The organism is Streptomyces sp. NPDC004539, from assembly GCF_040610055.1.
Lineage (GTDB): Bacteria > Actinomycetota > Actinomycetes > Streptomycetales > Streptomycetaceae > Streptomyces.
The window spans coordinates 536,382-552,843 of record NZ_JBEXLS010000003.1 but is presented as its reverse complement, the minus strand read 5'-3'; the positions used below and the strand labels follow the sequence as shown (position 1 = coordinate 552,843).

Sequence of the window (16,462 nt, the reverse complement as noted above, 5' to 3'; positions counted from 1 at the left end):
GGCCACCCAGCCGGGACACGCCCCCGCCCGGCCCGGCGTCTCAGCTCACCGACCGATACAGCCGGAACTCCGCGATCCGCACCGAGGCGACCCGTGCCCCCGTGACGCGTACTCGCCACTGCCGGGCCCGCACCGGAGCGGACAGCCTGAGGATGCGGCTCGCACCCATCGTCCCCGCCCGCGCGACCTGCGTCCACACGCCCGAGCGCAGCACCTCGACGACGAACGCCTCGACCTGCTGCCCCTCCCTGATGTCCTCGGCGAGCCGGATGCGGTTCACGTCGGTGTCGGCGGGGAGGTCGACGGTGACCTGGTTGGCGACGGAGGCCGTCCGGCCGTCCAGGGCGAGGTCGCGCGGGAGTTCACGGTCGATGCGCTCGCGGAACTCCCGCAGCCGGGTCACGTCGGACGCGGGCAGGAGTCCCCGCGTGTCCGGCGGGACGTTGAGGAGGAGGACCGCGCCCCGGCCGACCGAGCCGAACCAGATCTCGGTGAGCGCGGCGACGGACTTGGGCTGCTGGTTCGCGTGGTAGAACCAGCCGTCGCGGATCGACACATCACATTCCGCGGGCCACCACTGGAGGTAGCGGGTGTTCGGCCGGGCCCGCACCAGCGCGGCCCTGCTGCCCTGGTCGGCGGTGTCGTAGGAGAGGGCCCAGTCGGTGCGGCCGTACTGGTTCTCCTTGACGGGGATCACGTTCCACTCGTCCTCGCGGGCGAGCCCCGACTCGTTGCCGACCCAGCGGACGTCGGGGCCGGTGACGGCGATCGTCGCCTCCGGGGCCAGGTCGCGGACGAGGGTGTACCAGCTGTCCCAGTCGTAGTTCTCGACCTTGTCCGACGGGATGTGTCCCTGCGCCCCGTCGAACCAGACCTCGTCGACGGGACCGTACTCGGTCAGCACTTCGTACAGGGTGTTCAGCATGTGCGCGCCGTAGTCGGTGGCGTCGAGCGTCCAGAAATGTCCCGGAGTACGGTCGTCGCCGGCCGTGAGGGTCGGGATCGTGTGCGCGGCGCGGGGACTGCCGTTGGCGTAGACGCCGTGGAGGTACTGGTTCTCGTCGGCCGGCGAGAGGTAGACGCCGACCTTGAGTCCGTGGCGCCGCATCGAGTCCGCGAAGGACCGCAGGACGTCGCCCCGGCCGCCCTGCCAGCTGCTGGAGGCGACACTGTGGCCGGTGTACCGGGTGGGGTAGAGCACGAACCCGTCGTGGTGCTTCACCGTCAGGATCGCGAGCTTGAACCCGCCGTCCACCAGGGCTCTCGCCCACTGGTCGGTGTCGAGGCCGGTGGGCTGGAAGACGTCCGGGTCCTCGTCCCCGGTGCCCCACTCAAGACCGGTGAAGGTGTTGACCCCGAAGTGCAGGAACGCCGTCCGCTCCAGGCTCTGCCAGGCGACCTGCCGCGGGGTCGGCCGGACCTGCGAGGCTTTGCGGACGAGGTCGGCTTCGGTGTCGGTGGGGGCGACGGGGATACGGGACAGGTCGGCGAGGCGAGGTGTGATGTGTGAGGTACCACCGGCCCCGGGCTGGGGTGTGATGCGTGATGTACCACCGCCACCGCCACCCCCACCCGGCCGGGGTGTCACGCGTGATGCATCACCCACCACCGCGTTGGCCCCCGACGGCACCCCCGCCGCGGCCAGCGCCACGGCCGACGCGACGAACACTCGACGTGAGACGGACATGGACGCTCCTCAGCTCAACTGCCATACGGTGGGCGGCTGCTGGTCCGGCGGGTACTGGGCGAGGCGCCCGTCGGAGGTCGCGCTGATCGTCATCCGGGTGATCGCGTTGACCAGCAGGAAGCCGCCGGGGACGGGCTGGAGTTCCCAGCGCTGCACGGTGCTGCCCGCGTCGCAGGCGGCCCGGGTCAGGACGACGCCGGGCTGGAGGGGTGTGTTGAGGGTGAGCTTCCCGCCGCGCACGTCGAGACAGCCGTCGGAGGCCCGGAGGGTGACGTATCCGTCAGTGGTGCGTGATATGTCATACGTGCCGTACGACCGGCCGGCCGCGCCCAGCGTGTAGCGGCCGTTCGGGACCGGCACCCGGGTGAGGTCACGCCGGCCCGGGGCGTGGCCCACGGCCGTGCCGCGGGCGGTGAACTGGGCGTAGGTCGCGTCGGGGTGGGGGTCGCCCCAGGTGGCCTGTGATACATGACGCAGCGCGGGCCACAGCCCCACGGCGACCTCGTTCTCCGTCTCGCCGCGTCCGTTGTCCGGCCACAGGCTGATCTTCGCGCCCACTATTCCACTGCTTGAGGCAACCTTCTCCCCTTCGAAGCTGCGCGGGTCCCAGCTCTGGGCGTAGAGCCCGGCGGTGTCGGAGTGGAAGCCGCCCCGGATCAGGTAGAGGGCGTAGGCGGCGTTCATCAACGGGTAGCCCTGCGCGAGGAGTTGGCTCGGCTTCACGGCGACGTTCAGCCAGTGCTCGACGGTCGTGCCGGCCGTGACCGGGACGGTGTTGGCGCCGGTGAGGCCGTCGTTCCAGATGCGCAGCCGCTTCCCCTTGCCGGCGGCGTACGCCTGGACGCGGTTCACGAAGTCGACGAAGGCGTCCTGGGGTGTGGCGTTCGCGCCGTACTTCTGCCGGGCGTAGGCCAGGATCTGCGGGTACTTCGCGAAGTCGGAGCCGAGCATGTACTCGTCGGCGCCCATGTGCCAGGAGCGGGCGGGGAAGACCTCGGCGTACTCGTCGATGAGGCTCGTGTAGTACGTGAAGGCCGCCTGCTGGGTGACGTCGAGGCGGGAGGGCTGCTTGACGCCGCCGGAGTCGGTGAGCTGGAGGTCGGGGCGGTTCTCGATCCACGGGTCCATGTGGCCCGGGGAGTTGATCTCCGGGATGATCTCGACGTGGTAGCGCTCGCCGAGGGCGACGAGGCGGCGGATCTCGTCCTTGGAGTAGTAGCCCCAGGTGTTCGCCTCGGGGTGGGCGTCGCTCTTCACCTTGAGTTCGAGGAGCAGCTGGTTCAGCTTGTGGTAGCTCATCTCGCGGACGAGGTTCTCCAGCCAGGGCAGCGAGACGTGGATGTAGCAGGCGCAGACGCCGACCCCGCGCTCCGGGTAGCGGGGGATGTCCACGGTCCGCCCGCCGGGCAACCTGTCGCCCTGCGCGAGGAGTTGAAGGATCGTCCGGGTGCCGTAGAAGGCGCCGGTCCCGGTGGCGCCGGTGACCGTGAGGGTGTCGCCGGAGCGGAGTTCGTAGCCCTCGGCGCCGAGGGCGGTACGGGCCGGGTCGACGTCGACGACGACGTCACCGGCGCGCGGGGCGCCGTCCACCACCGGGACGGTGCCGTGTCCGGCGTCGCGGAGGTCGTCGGCGAGGACGGCGGCGACCTCGCGTTCGGCCGGGGTGGCGGCGACCAGGCGGGTGCCGGTGCCGTAGGTGTAGCCGGCGCCTTCCGGCGTCCAGTCGGTCAGCGCCGGCACCGTGACGGGTGGTGTGGCGGTAGGTGCGGCGGCGGCCGGGAGGGGCGCCGCGAAGAGGAGGAGGGCCGCGGTCGCGGCACCAAGGATCTGACGACAAGCCCGCATTCAAGGCCCCCAGGTCATCGGATGTATCGAATGATTGAGGTGCGGGAGATCGTTGTCAATGGGGCCGGAGGCCATGGAAGTTGACCAAGTGATCGGATGAGCCGGTGTGTCGTTCGGAGAGATCTCGACGTGCCGCGCCGCCCGGGGCAGAGTTCTCCCCACACCACGCACCCGAAGGAGCGCCCGTGACCAGCTGGATCGGCCGGACCGCCGCAGAGATCGCCGCCGCCGTACGCGAGAAGCGGGCCACTCCGCGCGAGGTGGTGGCGGAGCATCTGGCGCGGATCGAGCGGCTGGACGAGCGGGTCGGGGCGTTCCGTGTCGTGCGCAAGGAGGCGGCTCTCGCCGAGGCGCACGCGCTGGCGGCGCGCGGGGATCTGGCCGAACTGCCCCTCGCCGGGGTGCCGTTGGCGGTCAAGGACAATCTCGCGGTGCGCGGCGAGTCGATGCGGGTGGGGTCCGCCGCGACCCCGGACACGGCGTCCGAGGCCGACCATGTCACCGTCGCCCGGCTGCGGGCGGCCGGGGCGGTCGTCGTGGGGCTCACGAACGTGCCCGAGCTGTGTGTCTTCGGGACGACCGAGGGGGTGCACGGCACCGCCCGCAACCCCTGGGACACGTCCCGGACGGCCGGCGGGTCCTCCGGGGGCAGCGCCGCCGCCGTCGCCGCCGGGATGGTGCCGATCGCGCTGGGCAACGACGGGATGGGGTCGCTGCGGATTCCGGCCGCCAACTGCGGGCTCGTCACCATCAAGCCGGGGCACGGGCTCGTGCCGGCCGGGATAGGCGACGGCGACTGGTTCGGCCTCTCCGAGAACGGGCCCCTCGCCACGACCGTCGGCGACGCGCGCCTCATGCTGTCCGTCCTGGCCGACGCCGAGGTGGAACGCCCCGACTCCCCCGGGTTCCTGCGGGTCGCGGTGTCCGTACGGAGTCCGCTCGCCGGGACGACGATCAGCGAGCCGTTCGTCGTCGCCACGCGGGAGGCCGCGCGGGCCTTGACCGGGGCCGGGCATCGGGTCCGGCGCGCCGATCCGCCGTACCCCCTCTCCCTCGGGGTGACGTCGCTCGCCCACTGGACCGCCGGGGCGGCCGTCGACGCGCAGCCTCTCGATCCCCGGCTCCTCACCCGGCGGACCCGGGTCCACGCGGCCGTGGGGCGGCGGTTCCTCGGGACCGTCCGCAAGGGGACCGCGCGGGCGGCGCTGCGGGGGCGGTTCGAGCCGTTCTTCGCGGAGTACGACGTGCTGTTGACACCGGCGCTGGCCCGGCGGGCGCCGAAGTCGGTGGCGTGGGATCAGCGGGGGTGGGTGCGGAATCTGCTCGTCAACACCAACTACTCGCCGCTGACGCCCGCCTGGAATCTGACGGGGTGGCCCGCGATGTCGGTCCCCCTCGGCACGCATCCCTCCGGGGTGCCCACCGCGGTCCAGCTTGTCGGGATGCCGGGGAGCGAGGGGAGGTTGCTGCGGTTGGCGGAACAGTTGGAGGAGTTGAGGCCGTGGCCCAGGACCGCGCCGATGGAGTGAGGGGCGACTGTTGTGCGGCGGGTGCGGGCTCGTCGTGGTTGTTCGCGCCCGCGCGGCGGCAGCCGCACATCAGACACAGCCCCGCGCCCCTGAAAGGACTGGGCTGATCGCCGCGCCAGACGACAGCACCGTCGCGGCCGGTCGCGCCCGCGCGGCGGCAGCCGCACATCAGACAGACACAGCCCCGCGCCCCTGAAAAGACTCGGCTGAGCACCGCGCCGAACGACAGCACCGTCGCGGCCGGTCGCGCCCGTCTACCAGTCTCCCCACCCCTCCTTCCTCAACACCCCCTCCGCGAACCTCTCCCCCATCCTTCGGTGGGTCTCCGTGTCCGGGTGGAGGGCGTCCGGCAGGGGGAGGTCTGTGTCGTTCGGGCCGTACAGGTCTCGGCCGTCCAAGTAGGTCAGCTGGGGGTCCTCCCGGGTCCGTTCGCCGGCGATGCGCTCCAGGGCCTCCCTGATCGTCACCAGTGTCAGGCGGCCCCGTGCCGCCTCCGTCGGGTCTCCCGTCGCCAGGAAGCGGAGGCGGCCTTCGGTGAACGCCTCGGTGTCGAGGGCGCCGGGGCCCGGGGTGGTTTCGTGGATGGGGCAGTGGATGGGGGAGATCAGGACGATCGGGGTGGAGGGGTGGCCGTCTCTGATCGTGTCGAGGAAGCCGTGGACGGCGGGGCCGAACGCGCGCATGCGCATCGCGTCCGCGTTGACGATGTTGATGCCGATCTTGAGGGTGATGAGGTCGGCGGGGGTGTCGCGGATGGCGCGGGCGGTGAAGGGGTCGAGCATGGCGCTGCCGCCGAACCCGAGGTTGAGGAGGTCGACGCCGGCGAGGCGGGCGGCGACGGCCGGCCAGATGGCCGTGGGGCTCGCGGCGTCCGTGCCGTGGCTGATGGAGCTGCCGTGGTGGAGCCAGAGGGGTCGGGTGGAGGGGGTGGCTGGTTCCACCGGTGCGTCCGTGCGGAGGGTGCGCAGTTCGGTGCGCTGGGCGTAGGGGAGCCAGATCTCGACGTTCTTCAGGTGGCCGGGGAGGCCGGTGAAGCGGACGGCTCCGGGTGGGCCGGGGGTCAGTTCGGTCACGCCTGTGGACATGTCGACGGTGAGGGTGTCACCGCCGGTCGCGGCGGCCTGGGCGACGAGTTCGCCGTCCACGAGGAGGTCGTGGTAGGCCGGGGGCCGGGGCGGGGCGGCGACGTAGACGCGGGTGGTGGGCAGGACCGCCAGCTCGATGTCCGTGGCGCGGGTGCGGAAGGCGAGGCGGACACCGGAGGGCTGCGCCTCGACGGCCGCGAGCTGCGGGTCGGTGTTCTGCGCGCGGGCCCGCGCGGGCAGCCGGTGCGGGACGAGGCCGCCGGCCGGGGTGGGTTCGAGGTCGAGGGCGCCGCGTATCAGCTCGGCGGTGACGGGTGTGGTGTACGACGGCATGCTCAGCCTTCTCGTGCGGGCGGCCAGTTGCGCAGCAGCGCGTCCAGGCCGTCGAGGATGCGGACCCAGCTCTCCCGCGCGTCCGGCTCGCTGTGCGCGAATCCGCCGGCCGCCTCCAGGCTGACGTACCCGTGGAAGACGCTGCCGATGAGGCGGACCGCATGGGTCTCGTCCGGCTCGGTGAGGGCGTAGCCGCGCAGGATCGCCCGCATCATGCGGGAGTGCCGCAGGCCGGCGCTCGCGGCGGCGGTCTCGGGGTCGAGCCGGAAGCGGGCGGCGGTGTAGCGGCCGGGGTGGGTGTGGGCGTAGTCGCGGTAGACGTCGGCGAAAGCCGTGAGGGCGTCCTTGCCGGAGCGGCCCGCGAGGGCGTCGGCGGCGCGGTCGGCGAGTTCCTCCAGGGCGAGCAGCGCGATGCCGGTCTTCAGGTCCTGGGAGTTCCTGAGGTGGGCGTACAGGCTCGCGACCCGGACGTCGAAGCGCCGGGCCAGCGCGGAGAGGGTGACGTGTTCGAAGCCCACCTCGTCGGCGAGTTCGGCGCCCGCGAGGATCAGGCGTTCAGGGGTCAGCCCCGCGCGCGCCATCGTCGTATCCCTTCCGTCTTCCTGAAGGGATTATGGGCTTGCCTAAAACCTTTAGGCAAGCCCATATAGGTGTCAGTCCACGCTGGGCAGGATGTGGGGCTCGGCGAGGTCGTCCTCGTAGCCCGCGAGGCGGATCGGGGCGGACCGGGCCCACACGTCGAGGCTGCCGAGTTCTCCGGGCCGCCGGCCCGAGCGCTCCGTGCGTTCCTTCGGGCGCTGCTCGCGATTCGTCTTCTCCGGTGTCACCGCGCACTCCTTATGTGTTCGGGTCACCCTCGGGGCGGGCCGGCCACTCTACGGTCCGGCGTCTGACGCACCCTCGGGTCTTGCTTGAAGGCAGTTCGGACGCGGTGGCGCCGGCAACTCGTGGGAGATCGGGCCGTGTTGGGCCAGGCCGTCCCACGGCGGACGATGGGCTCGGGTGGAATCCCTGTACTGCTGCCCGCCGAGCCCTAGGGTAACCAAATGAGCGGGCCCCCGCTCGATAGCGCCGATAATTTGGCGTAACGATGGGACGTCACCGAGATGTCGTCCCTTGTCGGTTGACGGCCGGACCGGGTTTCCGGGGCGCCTCCGGTTCACCCGTCCGGCGCAGTCGGCGCGTCCCGCCGCGCGCTCCGCGCCCCGCCGCGCAGTTCAGCCGCCGTTGGCCCGGCCGCAAGGTCGCCATGGTCTGCTGGCGCGCGCACGGGCTGTCTCGCGGGAGGACCGACGGATGGAGCTGCGCAGCGTCGAGGAGCTGATGGACCTGCTGTACGCCTGTAGGGGCGTCCGGGAGGCCGGCGACACCGCCGATCTGCACGACCACGCCCTCCGGACCGCCGCCCTGCTGCGCCGCACCCGCCCGGCCGACAAGGAGCTCCAGCTGACGGGCCTGGTCCACCCGGTCGGCCGGCTCCTGTGCCCCACGGACCCGGCCGGCCGCGCCGTCCGCACCGCCGACGCCGTCCGCCCCCTCCTCGGTGTGCGGGTCGCCGGTCTGCTGCGCCGCCACCCCTGGCCCGGGCACCTCGCCGACGACGACCTCGCCCGTCTCGCGCACGCCGACGAGGAGGCCCGCGCCGCCGGGTTCGACGCGGGCGTCCTGGAGGACTGGCGGACCGTCCTGCACCTCGTCGCGAGCCGCAACTCCCCGCTGGGGGCTGTCGACTGACGGTCCGTCATGAGACGGTACGGCGATGACGTCGTCGTACTCGCCGGCCGGCCGGGTGGCTCTGGTCACCGGCGCCACCCGGGGCATCGGTCTCGCCGTCGCCCGCGCGCTCGCCGCGACGGGGGCGCGGGTCTGTGTCACGGCCCGTGACCCCGCCGAGGTGCGCCGGACCGCCGCCGCTCTCAAGGGGACCGGCCTTCCCGGCGACCTCGCCGACCCGGCCTTCCCCGAGCGGCTCACCGCGCACGTCCTGGAGGCGTACGGCCGTCTCGACGTCCTCGTCAACAACGCGGCGACCAACCAGCCCCTCGGCCCCCTCATGGACGCCGAACCCGCCCTGTGGAGCCGCGCGTTCGCCGTGAACGTCGAGGCTCCGCTGCGGCTCGCGCAGTGCGCGTGGCGGGCGTGGATGCGGGAGCACGGCGGCGCGGTCGTCAACATCTGCACGGAGGGCGCCGCCCATGTGGGCGCCGGGGTCGGCGCGTACAGCGTCAGCAAGGCGGCGCTCCTGCGGCTGACCGAGCAGCTGGCCGGCGAGCTGGGGCCGCTCGTCCGCGTCAACTCGGTGTCCCCGGGGCTCACCCGGACCGAGATGGCCCGGTTCGTGTGGGAGCGGCAGACGACGACCGGGCTCCCCCTGGAGCGGATCGGGGAGCCCGAGGACGTCGCGAGGGCGGTGCTGTGGCTGGTGTCGGAGGACGCGGGCTGGGTGACCGGCGCCGATCTGCTGGTGGACGGGGGGACGCGGGTGCGCCGGGCCCGCACCCCCTAAGGGCCTGCTACCACTTGCCCGGCGCGTAGTCCTTCAGGAAGACCCCGTACACGTCCTCCCCCGCCTCCCCGCGCACGACCGGGTCGTACACCCGGGCCGCCCCGTCGACCAGGTCGAGCGGCGCGTGGAAGCCGGCCTCAGCGAGGCGGAGTTTGTCGTAGTGGGGGCGTTCGTCGGTGATCCAGCCGGTGTCGACGGACGTCATGAGGATGCCGTCGGTCTGGAACATCTCCTCGGCGCTGGTGCGCGTCACCATGTTCATCGCGGCCTTCGCGGCGTTGGTGTTGGGGTGACCTGCGCCCTTGTAGCCCCGGCCGAACACCCCTTCCATCGCGGAGACGTTGACGACGTACGCGCGCTTGCTGACCGCCTTGCGCGCGGCCTCGGCCATGCTGGGGCGCAGCGCGCTGATGAGGATGAACGGGGCGGTGTAGTTGCAGAGCTGGGTCTCCAGCAGCTCGACGGGCGAGATCTGCTCGATGGACTGGACCCAGGTGTTGGTGTCGACGACGTCCGGGACGAGGCCGCCGGCGTCGATGGCCGTCCCGTCGAGGTGGCGGGCGACGCTCGCGTTCCCGGCGACCAGCGCGAGGTCGGCGACCTTCTGCGCGTCGATGCCGGAGGAGCCCAGCGGCAGCGCGGCCAGGCCGTCGACCGCGCCGGAGCCGAACGCGCCGATGACGTGGTGCGCGGGCAGCTCCCCGGCGGGCAGCGGCGCGGACTCGCCGTCGACGAGGGCGGCGTACGCGGCCGGCAGGCGCCGGACGGTCTGGGTCGCGTTGTTGATGAGGATGTCGAGGGGGCCCGCCTCGGTCATCCGCTCGCCGAGGGCGACGACCTGGGCGGGGTCGCGCAGGTCGATGCCGACGACTTCGAGGCGGTGCAGCCAGTCCCCGGAGTCGTCCATCGCCTTGAAGCGGCGGATGGCGTCCTTCGGGAAACGGGTGGTGATCGTGGTGTGCGCGCCGTCGCGCAGCAGGCGCAGCGCGATGTACATGCCGATCTTGGCCCGGCCGCCGGTCAGCAGGGCGCGCTTGCCGGTGAGGTCGGCGCGGACGTCCCGCTTGGCGCGGTTGAGGGCCGCGCAGGCCGGACAGAGCTGGTGGTAGAAGTAGTCGACCTCGACGTAGCGGGTCTTGCAGGTGTAGCAGGAGCGCGGGCGCTGGAGGACCCCGGCGATCCGGCCCGCCTCGGTGACCGAGGACGGCAGGATGCCCTCCGTCTCGTCGTCGATGCGCTGCGCGGAGCCGGTCGCGGTGGCCTCGGTGACCGCCTTGTCGTGCGCGGTCTTCGACGCGCGGCGCTCCTGGCGGCGGCGCTGCTTGACCGTGCGGTAGATGCCGGCGGTGGCGCGGCGCACGGCGATCGCGTCGGGGTGGTCGACGTCGAGCTTGTCCAGTTCGTCCAGCACGCTCAGGCAGACGGCCAGCCGCTCGGGGTCGATCCCGGGGCCGTACACGGCCTCGCCGTCCTCTGTCACCGTCATCGCGCTGTGTTCCTCGACCTCGCCGTGCGGCGCGCCGGTCGCGCCCGCTTTCGAACGGGTGATTCTACGGAGCGTGCGGGCCGTCCTCCAAACCCGCGGAGGTCGCCGTGATCAGCGTCTCCACCTCGGCGGTCAGCGCGGACGCGAGCCGGTCGAGATCGGGGACGGCCGCGGCGTCGGCGACGAGCCCGAAGTGGACGCGTCCCCGGTAGGTGGAGACGGCGACGGCGAGGGAGTGTCCCCGGGCGAGGGGGGCGTACGGGAAGACCTCGGTGACCTGGTGGCCGCCGAGCCTGAGACCGACGCCGGGCAGGGGGACGCTGGTGACGAGGAGGTCGAACCAGAACCGTGCGGCGCGTGCGGCGAGGGGACCCGCGAGGCGGTGGCCGAGGGCGGGGACGTGGTCGGCGAGCAGGGCGACCGCGCCGGCCCCCCGGCCGGGTCCGGCGTCCTTGTTGCGGTCCATGGCGGTGCGGACGGCGGTGAGGCGGGCCAGCGGGTCGGGGTCGTGGACGGGGAGGCGCAGCAGGTAGCCGGAGAGCCGGTTGCCCTGCGGCTGCGCGGTGCGCGGCCGGCGCTGCGAGACGGGGACCAGCACCCGGGGCATCACCCCCTCGCTGCCGTCGCCGCGTTCGTCGAGCCAACCGCGCAGCGCGCCCGCGACGACGGCGATCAGGACGTCGTTGACGGTCCCGCCGGCCGCCTTGCGGACCCGGTGGACGTCGTCGAGGTCCACGACGGCTCCGGCGGTGCGGCGGGTTCCGGTGGAGGCGGCCGTGAGGGCGGGGGTGGTGCGGGAGGCGAGCGTCGAGACGGCGACCGAGGCGCCGATGTCGAGGGCGCGTCCGGCGTCGGTGAGAGCGCCGCGTACCCGGCCGGGGACCGCGAACAGGGTGCTGAAGGGTCCGGAGGCGGGTTCCGTGCGGCGGCGCCGGGGCATGGGAGGGTCGTCCAGCGGGTCGAGGACTGCGGCGGCGAGGGCGAGGGCGCGCAGGCCGTCGGCGAGGGCGTGGTGGAACTTGAACAGCACCGCGAAGGTGACGCCGTCCTCGCCCGGCAGGACGTGCGCCTCCCAGGGGGGCCTGCCGCGTTCCAGCGGGCATTCCATCAGCCGTCCGGCCTCGCTCTGGAAGTCGGCGGTGGGGGCGTGCAGCAGGACGTGCCGCTGCGGGTCGAAGCCGGGGGCGGGTTCCCGGACGGCGCCGCCGGGCGAGAGCGGGTGCCAGACGTCCCGGATGCGCATCCGCAGTCCGGGGACGCCCGCCGCGCGGGCGGCCAGCAGGTCGGCGGCGTGCGCGCCCGCGGTGGGCGAGTGGGCGGAGAAGACGCCGAGAGCGCCGAGGTGCATCGGGTGGTCGGCGGAGTCGATGTTCCAGAACGCCAGGTCGAGAGGTGCGAGCAGATCTGCGGTCAAGGGATTGCCTCGCGTCGACGACGGATGAGTCAGCAGTCAAACCCGTCCGGTCGATTACGGTCAAGTACGATCAAGCTACCCACAGTTAACATCGAGTTAAGTCCGCGCGCCGCCCACGACTCACCCGGCCCGGCCACCGCACCCCTACAGTGAACGGCGACGGCCGAAGGGGGTGCGCATGACGCCGAACGGGACCACCGGTCCGGTGGCCGTCGTCCTCACCACCCACCCCACGGAGTACCTCGTGCTGCGCGCGGCCCTGGAGCACGTCGAGCGCCTCGTCCACCCCGCCGGCACCGTCGTCGAACGCGGCCGACTGCCGGGGACACGCTGGCTGGTCGCTCTCGCCGAGACGGACGAGGGCGCCACGCACGCCGCCGCGCTCACCGAACGCCTGTACACCTGGCTGGCTCCCCGGACCCTGCTCCTGGTCGGTGTGGCCCGGCCGCTGGCGGACAGGTCCGCGCCCGGCGAGGTGGTGGTCCCCACCAAGGTGTACGGCATCCAGGGCGGCGAGGAGTCCGGCGGTGGCTTCCGGCACCGTCCGGAGGCGTGGCGGCCCTCGCACCGGCTGCTCCAGACGGCGCGCCACGCCCTGCGCGGCCGGGCCCGGTTCGCTCCGGTCGCGGTGAGCGACGCGGTCCTCGAAAACCCCGGCGCTCCCCTGTCCCGCCGCGTACGCGACCACTACAGCGACGCCGTGGCCACCGAGACCGACGCGACGGGAGCCGTCCACGCGGCGCACCTCACCGGCTCGCTCCCGGTACTGGTGGTCCGAGGTGTCGCCGGCTCCGCCCGCGAGGAGCGGGAGCGGGCCGCGACCGGCGCCGCGCTGGCCGCGCTCGCCGTCCTGCGCGCGGAGAAGCCGCCGTCGGGAGCGGCCCGCTCCGCCGTGGCGGTCCTCTCAGCGGCCGTCCTCGCCCTGCTGCTGGGCGGTGGCTTCCTCTGGTACGACACCGGCACGGCCGGCAGGCCGACGGGCGGCAGCACCGCCATGCCGGACGTGCCCGTGCCGGAACCCGCGTTCAACGGGGTCGTCCGGTGGACGGACGACGGACGGTGTCCGCAGGAGTCCTGCCCGGCCGACGTGTACGCCTCCCCCTCGCAGGGCCCCGTCGCGGGTGCTCCCTACTCCGAGCACCGGGTCGTGCGGATCGCGTGCCAGAAGGACACCGGCGCGAGAGCCTCCGTCGGACCGCGTTACAGCGGGCACCCGGAACGCGCCGGGATCTGGTTCAGGATCGCCGGCACCGGGCTGTGGCTGTCCGCCATGTACGTCGACACGGCGCCGTACCCGCTGCCGGCCGTCTGCCGCTGATCAGCTCACGATCTGCCCCTTCCCCAGCCCGATCACCCCGCCCGCGGACACCGTGTACAGCTCCCCGTCCCGCTCCGGGTTGACCCCGATCGTCGCCCCCGGCGGTACCTCGACGTTCTTGTCGAGGACGGCCCCCCGCACCACGGCACCCCGCCCGATGCGGACGTTGTCGTGGAGCACGGCCCCCTGCACGACCGCCCCCGGGTCGACGACGACCCCCGGCGACAGCACCGACCGCGTGACCTGCCCCCGGATCAGGCACCCCGCGCTGATGATCGACTCGCTGGCCATCCCGCCCGCGTTGAAGCGCGCCGGGGAGAGCTGGCCGGAGTGGGTGTAGATGGGCCAGCTCCGGTTGAACAGGTTGAACGCGGGCCGCTCGGCGATGAGGTCCATGTGGGCGTCGTAGTACGCGTCCAGCGTCCCGACGTCCCGCCAGTAGCCGCGGTCGCGGCTGGTCTCGCCGGGGACGTGGTTCTGGCTGAAGTCGTACAGGAACGCCTCACCGCGCGCGGTGAGCTGGGGCAGGATCGAGCCGCCCATGTCGTGCACCGAGTCCTCGTCCTCGGCGTCCCGCTGGAGCGCCTCGATGAGGGTCTTGGTGGTGAACAGGTAGTTGCCCATGGAGGCGAACACGGTCTCCGGGTCGTCCGGCAGCCCGGGCGGGTCGGCCGGCTTCTCCAGGAACCGCTCGACGGTCTGCCCGTCGCTGCCGGGCGTGATGACCCCGAACGAGGAGGACTCGGCGCGCGGTATCCGTATCCCCGCGACCGTGACCCCGGCGCCGCTCTCCATGTGCTGGGCGAGCATCTGGCGGGGGTCCATCCGGTACACGTGGTCGGCGCCGAACACCGCGACGTACTCGGGCCGTTCGTCGTGGACGAGGTTCAGCGACTGGAGGAGGGCGTCCGCGCTGCCGAGGTACCAGCGGGGGCCGAGCCGCTGCTGCGCGGGCACCGGGGTGACGTAGTTGCCGAGCAGGCTCGACATCCGCCACGTGGTCGTGATGTGCCGGTCCAGCGAGTGCGACTTGTACTGCGTCAGCACGCAGATGCGCAGGATGTCCGCGTTGACGAGGTTCGACAGGACGAAGTCCACCAGCCGGTAGGTCCCGCCGAAGGTGACCGCGGGTTTCGCCCGGTCCGCGGTCAGCGGCATCAGCCGTTTGCCCTCACCGCCCGCCAGTACGATCCCGAGCACCGAAGGTCCGCCACGACGCATAGCCGCTCCCCTCACCCTTGGGTTCCCGTTCACTGCCCCCGACCAGCACCGCTCAACCCTGTTGAAGGATCTCCGCGTAGAGCGCGGCGGTGCGCCGGGCCACCGCGTCCCACCCGAACTCCCCGACGGCGCGGGCCCGTCCGGCCTCCCCCATCCGCCGGGCCGCCGCCGGATCGGTGAGCAGGGAGTCGAGGGCGTGCGCGAGCCCCGCCTCGAACTCCCCGCTGTCCTCGGCGACATCGACGAGCAGTCCGCTGCGCCCGTGGTCGACGACCTCGGGTATCCCACCGACGCGCGAGGCGACGACCGGGGTGCCGCACGCCATCGCCTCCAGGTTCACGATGCCCAGCGGTTCGTAGACCGACGGGCACACGAACACGGCGGCGTGCGTGAGGAGTTGGATGACCTCGGGGCGCGGCAGCATCTTCGGTATCCAGTGCACGCCGTCGCGGACCCGGCTCAGCTCCTCGTACAGCTCCCGGAACTCGCGGTCGATCTCCGGGGTGTCGGGGGCGCCGGCGCACAGCACGACCTGGGCCGCCGGGTCGATGTCCCGGACGGCGCGCAGGAGATGGGGGACGCCCTTCTGGCGGGTGATGCGGCCGACGAACAGGACGTAGGGCCGGTCGGGGTCGAGCCCTGCGCGCAGCAGGGCCTCGGTGCCGTGGTCGGGGCGGTACAGCTCGGTGTCGATGCCGTTGTGGACGACGTGGACGCGGGCCGGGTCGAGCGCCGGGTAGCAGCCGAGGATGTCCTCGCGCATCGCCCCGGAGACGGCGATCACCGCGTCGGCGGACTCGATCGCGGTGCGCTCCGCCCAGCTCGACAGGGCGTATCCGCCGCCGAGTTGCTCGGCCTTCCAGGGGCGCAGGGGCTCCAGGGAGTGGGCGGTCATCACGTGCGGCACGCCGTGCAGGAGCTTCGCGAGGTGGCCCGCGAGGTTGGCGTACCAGGTGTGGGAATGGACGAGGTCGCGGTCCTGGAGGGCCGCGGCCATGCCCAGGTCGACGGAGAAGGTGCGCAGCGCGTCGTTCGCGCCGTCCAGCGCGGACCAGGGGCGGTGGCGCAGGACGCCCTCGCCGCGGCCCTCGCCCCAGCAGTGCACCTCCAGGTCGACGAGGGGTCTCAGCTCCCGTGCCAGGAACTCGACATGGACACCCGCGCCGCCGTACACGTCCGGCGGATACTCCCGGGTCAGCAGGCCCACACGCAACCGAAGCCCCCTTCTCAGCGGCCAGTTCCCTCATGGTCACCCAGACGGGGCGCGCGGGGAAGAGCGTCGAGGCAACAGTCGCCGCACAGGCCCCCGCCGGGCACCCGGTAGTACAGGCAGCAGCTGCGGCGCCGGAAGCCCGGACCGGTGAAGGTGCCGGTGTCCGCGAGGAGCGGGTGGGCGAAGAGCGCGGCGGTGAGCGCGCGGGTGGCGGCGGCGACGTCGGTACGGCCGTGCCGGCGGGCCCAGTGGCTCAGCTGACGGGCGCTGCCGGCGAGGGCGGAGCCGGCGTTGCCGCGCAGCAGGCCGGGGGCGACGCCGTAGCGGGTGTGCAGGGCGGTCGCGAGGGGTTCGAGGTGGGCGTCGAGGACGAGTGCGGCGAGGTCGTCGGCGGGGCGGGGGCGGACCTCGGTGAGCCACAGGTCGTCGGGGGCGGAGGCGTCGGGGTTCCAGCGCAGGAGGGCGGGGGCGAGGTCGGGGACGCGGCCGTAGAGGGCGGCGCAGCCGAGGGCGGCCGACCAGAGGCGGGAGGCCAGGGACTGGTGGGCGAGGGAGGCGGCGACCCGCTCCTCGGGCGTACGGACACTCTCGGCGACCTTCCGGACACGGAAAATCAGCGGATCTCCGTAAACGTCCGACGACCGGCCCGCGTAGGCGTCCGCGAGGGTCGGGAGCGGGCCGGGCGGGGGGCCGTCCGGGTCTCCTGCCGGGGTTAGGAGTGTGCGCAGGACGGAGAAGCCGCCGAGCGGTCGGAGGGCGGCGAGAGCGGGGTCGAGGTCCACGAAAAGCAGTAGTACCAAGAACGGCCGGGGAGAGAGACTCGGT

General features: G+C 73.0%; 14 protein-coding genes. 4 read left to right on the top strand and 10 right to left on the bottom strand.

Features of this window, described 5'->3' with window-relative positions:
• Nucleotides 1-40: 40 nt before the first annotated feature.
• Together ABZX85_RS08910 and ABZX85_RS08905 are read right to left on the bottom strand one after the other, a co-directional pair.
• Nucleotides 41-1,687, bottom strand: a complete 1,647-nt coding sequence (locus ABZX85_RS08910; RefSeq protein WP_355863929.1) for an alpha-L-fucosidase — start codon at nucleotides 1,685-1,687, stop codon at nucleotides 41-43.
• A 9-nt stretch (nucleotides 1,688-1,696) separates the two neighbouring features.
• Nucleotides 1,697-3,532: a beta-N-acetylhexosaminidase gene (locus ABZX85_RS08905; RefSeq protein WP_355863927.1), complete on the bottom strand. Its 1,836-nt coding sequence runs from the start codon at nucleotides 3,530-3,532 to the stop codon at nucleotides 1,697-1,699.
• Between the two features lie 185 nt (nucleotides 3,533-3,717).
• Between ABZX85_RS08905 and ABZX85_RS08900 the strand changes: the two genes are divergently transcribed.
• Entirely contained in the window at nucleotides 3,718-5,061 is a 1,344-nt protein-coding gene (locus tag ABZX85_RS08900) for an amidase family protein (RefSeq protein ID WP_355863925.1), read from the top strand.
• A gap of 254 nt (nucleotides 5,062-5,315) precedes the next feature.
• Here the strand turns inward: ABZX85_RS08900 and ABZX85_RS08895 are convergent, their stop codons facing one another.
• From ABZX85_RS08895 to ABZX85_RS08885, 3 genes are all read right to left on the bottom strand, one after another.
• The gene (locus tag ABZX85_RS08895) at nucleotides 5,316-6,479 is read right to left on the bottom strand and encodes an SGNH/GDSL hydrolase family protein (protein ID WP_355863923.1); all 1,164 of its coding nucleotides are present in this window, start codon (nucleotides 6,477-6,479) and stop codon (nucleotides 5,316-5,318) included.
• Nucleotides 6,480-6,481: 2 nt separating this feature from the next.
• Nucleotides 6,482-7,060 (bottom strand): WHG domain-containing protein, encoded by a 579-nt coding sequence (locus ABZX85_RS08890; protein ID WP_355863921.1) that lies wholly within the window; start codon nucleotides 7,058-7,060, stop codon nucleotides 6,482-6,484.
• Nucleotides 7,061-7,132: 72 nt separating this feature from the next.
• Complete coding sequence (locus tag ABZX85_RS08885; protein WP_355863919.1) at nucleotides 7,133-7,306, bottom strand: hypothetical protein; 174 nt, start codon at nucleotides 7,304-7,306, stop codon at nucleotides 7,133-7,135.
• 469 nt (nucleotides 7,307-7,775) lie between these two features.
• Here ABZX85_RS08885 and ABZX85_RS08880 point away from each other — a divergent pair, with 469 nt between their 5' ends.
• Nucleotides 7,776-8,213 carry a hypothetical protein gene (locus ABZX85_RS08880; RefSeq protein ID WP_355863917.1) on the top strand — a complete coding sequence of 146 codons (438 nt, stop codon included), beginning with the start codon at nucleotides 7,776-7,778 and terminating at the stop codon, nucleotides 8,211-8,213.
• A gap of 25 nt (nucleotides 8,214-8,238) precedes the next feature.
• On the top strand, nucleotides 8,239-8,985 hold the full coding sequence (locus tag ABZX85_RS08875) for an SDR family oxidoreductase (RefSeq protein ID WP_355863915.1): 747 nt from the start codon (nucleotides 8,239-8,241) through the stop codon (nucleotides 8,983-8,985).
• Nucleotides 8,986-8,992: 7 nt separating this feature from the next.
• Here the strand turns inward: ABZX85_RS08875 and ABZX85_RS08870 are convergent, their stop codons facing one another.
• Together ABZX85_RS08870 and ABZX85_RS08865 are read right to left on the bottom strand one after the other, a co-directional pair.
• Nucleotides 8,993-10,471, bottom strand: coding sequence for an SDR family NAD(P)-dependent oxidoreductase (locus tag ABZX85_RS08870; protein WP_355863913.1), 1,479 nt, complete (start codon nucleotides 10,469-10,471; stop codon nucleotides 8,993-8,995).
• Nucleotides 10,472-10,535: 64 nt separating this feature from the next.
• Complete coding sequence (locus tag ABZX85_RS08865; protein ID WP_355863911.1) at nucleotides 10,536-11,885, bottom strand: wax ester/triacylglycerol synthase family O-acyltransferase; 1,350 nt, start codon at nucleotides 11,883-11,885, stop codon at nucleotides 10,536-10,538.
• A 178-nt stretch (nucleotides 11,886-12,063) separates the two neighbouring features.
• Here ABZX85_RS08865 and ABZX85_RS08860 point away from each other — a divergent pair, with 178 nt between their 5' ends.
• Entirely contained in the window at nucleotides 12,064-13,203 is a 1,140-nt protein-coding gene (locus ABZX85_RS08860; protein ID WP_355863910.1) for a nucleosidase, read from the top strand.
• Here the strand turns inward: ABZX85_RS08860 and glgC are convergent, their stop codons facing one another.
• The 3 genes from glgC to ABZX85_RS08845 are packed head-to-tail and all read right to left on the bottom strand — an operon-like array spanning nucleotide 13,204 to nucleotide 16,419.
• Entirely contained in the window at nucleotides 13,204-14,424 is a 1,221-nt protein-coding gene (gene glgC, locus ABZX85_RS08855) for a glucose-1-phosphate adenylyltransferase (RefSeq protein ID WP_355863908.1), read from the bottom strand. It lies immediately after the preceding gene.
• A gap of 52 nt (nucleotides 14,425-14,476) precedes the next feature.
• Nucleotides 14,477-15,637 (bottom strand): glycogen synthase, encoded by a 1,161-nt coding sequence (gene glgA, locus ABZX85_RS08850; RefSeq protein ID WP_355863906.1) that lies wholly within the window; start codon nucleotides 15,635-15,637, stop codon nucleotides 14,477-14,479.
• Nucleotides 15,638-15,651: 14 nt separating this feature from the next.
• Entirely contained in the window at nucleotides 15,652-16,419 is a 768-nt protein-coding gene (locus ABZX85_RS08845) for a (2Fe-2S)-binding protein (RefSeq protein ID WP_355863904.1), read from the bottom strand.
• Nucleotides 16,420-16,462: the final 43 nt, after the last annotated feature.

Bases quoted from the DNA above. Each gene is read 5' to 3' on its own strand.
- ABZX85_RS08910 (WP_355863929.1), bottom strand. From the start codon at position 1,687: ATGTCCGTCTCACGTCGAGTGTTCGTCGCGTCGGCCGTGGCGCTGGCC.
- ABZX85_RS08905 (WP_355863927.1), bottom strand. From the start codon at position 3,532: ATGCGGGCTTGTCGTCAGATCCTTGGTGCCGCGACCGCGGCCCTCCTC.
- ABZX85_RS08895 (WP_355863923.1), bottom strand. From the start codon at position 6,479: ATGCCGTCGTACACCACACCCGTCACCGCCGAGCTGATACGCGGCGCC.
- ABZX85_RS08890 (WP_355863921.1), bottom strand. From the start codon at position 7,060: ATGGCGCGCGCGGGGCTGACCCCTGAACGCCTGATCCTCGCGGGCGCC.
- ABZX85_RS08880 (WP_355863917.1), top strand. From the start codon at position 7,776: ATGGAGCTGCGCAGCGTCGAGGAGCTGATGGACCTGCTGTACGCCTGT.
- ABZX85_RS08875 (WP_355863915.1), top strand. From the start codon at position 8,239: ATGACGTCGTCGTACTCGCCGGCCGGCCGGGTGGCTCTGGTCACCGGC.
- ABZX85_RS08870 (WP_355863913.1), bottom strand. From the start codon at position 10,471: ATGACGGTGACAGAGGACGGCGAGGCCGTGTACGGCCCCGGGATCGAC.
- ABZX85_RS08860 (WP_355863910.1), top strand. From the start codon at position 12,064: ATGACGCCGAACGGGACCACCGGTCCGGTGGCCGTCGTCCTCACCACC.
- glgC (WP_355863908.1), bottom strand. From the start codon at position 14,424: ATGCGTCGTGGCGGACCTTCGGTGCTCGGGATCGTACTGGCGGGCGGT.